The following is a 3,437-nucleotide window of genomic DNA, read 5'->3' as shown; positions in this document are numbered from 1 at the left end:
GTCGCCGGCCTTGCCCCAGATGTCCACGACCTTGTTGTAGCGCTCGCCGGCCGTCACGAGACCCGAGACGTACTGCTGCTCGATCTCCTTGACTTCCTTCTCGGCGCGCTCGATCAGCGTGTGCTTCTGAGCGGGCACCAGCATGTCGTCGATGGCGATGGAGATACCGGCGCGCGTGGCGAGCCTGAAGCCGCTTTGCAGCAGCTTGTCGGCCAGCACGACGGTTTCCTTCAGGCCGCACTTGCGGAAGGAGGTGTTGATCAGCTTGCTGATTTCCTTCTTCTTGAGTGCCTTGTTGATGTTCGAGAACGGCAGGCCCTTGGGCAGGATCTCGGACAGCAAAGCACGGCCGACGGTGGTGTCCGTTAGCTTGGTCTCGGCCACGAACTCGCCCGTGTCCTTGTCCTTGGTCCACTCGACCAGACGCACGCTGATCTTGGCGGTGATCTCGACGGCACCGTTTTCCAGCGCACGGATCATCTCGGGAATGTCCGAGAAGATCATGCCCTCGCCCTTGCCGTTGGTGCGTTCGCGAGTCGCGTAGTACAGACCCAGCACCACGTCTTGCGACGGCACGATCGATGGTTCGCCGGAAGCCGGGAACAGCACGTTGTTGGAGGCCAGCATCAGCGTGCGGGCTTCCATCTGCGCTTCGATCGACAGCGGCACGTGGACGGCCATCTGGTCCCCGTCGAAGTCGGCGTTGAAGGCCGAGCAGACGAGGGGGTGCAGCTGGATGGCCTTGCCTTCAATCAGCACGGGCTCGAAAGCCTGGATACCGAGGCGGTGCAGCGTCGGGGCACGGTTCAGCAGGACCGGGTGCTCCTTGATGACTTCTTCGAGGATGTCCCAGACCACCGGCGTGCCGGATTCGACTTCCTTCTTGGCAGCCTTGATCGTCGTCGCGATGCCCATGGCTTCGAGACGGCTGAAGATGAAGGGCTTGAAGAGTTCAAGCGCCATCAGCTTGGGCAGGCCGCACTGGTGCAGCTTGAGCGTCGGGCCCACCACGATGACCGAACGGCCCGAGTAGTCGACGCGCTTGCCCAGCAAGTTCTGCCGGAAGCGACCGCTCTTGCCCTTGATCATGTCGGCCAGCGACTTGAGGGCACGCTTGTTCGCGCCGGTCATCGCCTTGCCGCGGCGACCGTTGTCCAGCAGCGAGTCAACGGCTTCCTGCAACATGCGCTTTTCKTTGCGCACGATGATTTCAGGGGCCTTCAGCTCGAGCAGACGGGCCAGGCGGTTATTGCGGTTGATGACACGACGGTAAAGGTCGTTCAAATCGGAAGTCGCGAAGCGGCCGCCGTCCAGCGGCACCAACGGACGCAGGTCCGGCGGCAGCACGGGCAGCACGTCCAGCACCATCCAGTTCGGCTTGATGCCGGACTTCTTGAAGGCCTCCATGACCTTCAAGCGCTTGGAGTTCTTCTTGACCTTGAGCTCGGAGCCGGTCATGTCGTTGCGCAGGCGATCGATCTCGATGTCGAGATCCATTTCCTGCAGCAGGTTCTTGATGCCCTCGGCGCCCATCAGCGCGATGAACTCGTCGCCGAATTCGATGCGCTTGGCGTCGTAGTCGTCCTCGCTCATGATCGAGAACTTCTTCAGCGGGGTCATACCCGGGTCGACGACCACATACGCTTCGAAGTACAGCACGCKTTCGATGTCGCGCAGCGTCATGTCGAGCACCAGGCCCAGACGCGACGGCAGGCTCTTCAGGAACCAGATGTGCGCGCAGGGCGCGGCCAGGTCGATGTGGCCCATGCGGTCACGACGGACCTTGGTCTGGGTGACTTCAACGCCGCACTTCTCGCAGATGACGCCGCGGTGCTTCAGGCGCTTGTACTTGCCGCACAGGCACTCGTAGTCCTTGATCGGGCCAAAGATCTTGGCGCAGAACAGGCCGTCGCGTTCCGGCTTGAAGGTGCGGTAGTTGATGGTCTCGGGCTTCTTCACCTCGCCGAACGACCAGCTGCGGATCTTCTCCGGAGAAGCCAGGCCGATCTGGATGGCATCGAAATGCTCATCGGGGGTGAATTGCTTGAATAGGTCGAGTAGTCCCTTCATGCATCTGCTCCTTAGTTCTTGACCAGTTCAATGTCGATGCCAAGGGAACGGATTTCCTTGACCAGAACATTGAAGGATTCCGGCATGCCGGCTTCGATGGCGTGTTCGCCCTTGACGATGGACTCGTACACCTTGGTGCGCCCGTTCACGTCATCGGACTTGACCGTCAGCATTTCCTSCAGGATGTAGGAGGCGCCATAGGCTTCAAGCGCCCAGACTTCCATTTCGCCGAAACGCTGGCCGCCGAACTGCGCCTTGCCGCCCAGCGGTTGCTGCGTGACGAGCGAGTACGGGCCAGTCGAACGGGCGTGCATCTTGTCGTCCACCAGGTGGTGCAGCTTCAGCACGTGCATGTAGCCGACGGTGACCGGGCGCTCGAACTGCTCGCCGGTGCGGCCGTCGCACAGCCAGGCCTGGGTGCGCGTAGCGGTCAGGCCCTTCTTGGCGGCAATGTCGTCCGGGTACGCCAGCTTGAGCATGCCGCGGATTTCTTCTTCCTTGGCACCATCGAAGACCGGCGTCGCGAAGGGCACGCCCTTGGCGAGGTTCGCGGCCATCTCCAGCACTTCGTCGTCCGTCAGGTCTTCGATGCGTTCCGTCTTGCCACCGCTCTGGTTGTAGAGCTGGTCGAACAGCTTGCGCAGCTCGGCAACCTTGGTGTGCTGCTGCAGCATGTCGCCGATGCGCTGGCCGATGCCCTTGCCGGCCCAGCCCAGATGCACTTCCAGCACCTGGCCCACGTTCATTCGCGACGGGACGCCCAGCGGGTTCAGGACGATGTCGGCGGGTGTGCCGTCGGCCATGTAAGGCATGTCTTCGATCGGAGTGACCTTGGACACGACGCCCTTGTTGCCGTGRCGGCCGGCCATCTTGTCGCCAGGCTGCAGGCGACGCTTGACGGCCAGGTAGACCTTGACCATCTTCAGCACGCCAGCGGGCAGCTCGTCGCCCTGCGTCAGCTTCTTGCGCTTTTCTTCAAAAGCCAGGTCGAAGCTGTGGCGAGTCTGGTCGAGCGAGTTCTTGATCGACTCGAGCTGGTTGGCGATGTCTTCCTCGGCGGGACGGATGTCGAACCAATGGAACTTCTCGACCGAGGCCAGGTATTCCTTGTCGATGGCCGTGCCCTTGGCGATCTTCTGCGGGCCGCCGTTGGCGAGCTTGCCGACGAGCAGCTTCTCGATACGGTCGAAGGCGTCGCTCTCGACGATGCGCAGCTGGTCGTTCAGGTCCAGGCGGTAGCGCTTCAGCTCATCGTCGATGATCTGCTGGGCGCGCTTGTCGCGTTGGATGCCTTCACGGGTGAAGACCTGCACGTCGATGACGGTGCCGTTGGTGCCTTGGTCGACACGCAGCGACGTGTCCTTCAC

The 3,437-nt window shown here is 62.0% G+C and carries 2 protein-coding genes; both read right to left on the bottom strand.

Translation table 11 applies throughout. The features are described 5' to 3' along the window. On the bottom strand, positions 1 to 2,070 hold a 2,070-nt coding region (gene rpoC, locus ACXJKR_RS27610), incomplete at its 3' end, for a DNA-directed RNA polymerase subunit beta' (RefSeq protein WP_457325545.1). A gap of 11 nt (positions 2,071 to 2,081) precedes the next feature. Then, positions 2,082 to 3,437 (bottom strand): DNA-directed RNA polymerase subunit beta (locus ACXJKR_RS27605; RefSeq protein ID WP_457325544.1); only part of this gene is annotated, 1,356 nt, incomplete at its 5' end.

The organism is Roseateles sp. P5_E11 (assembly GCF_054049355.1).
This window is presented reverse-complemented; position numbering and strand designations above follow the sequence as displayed.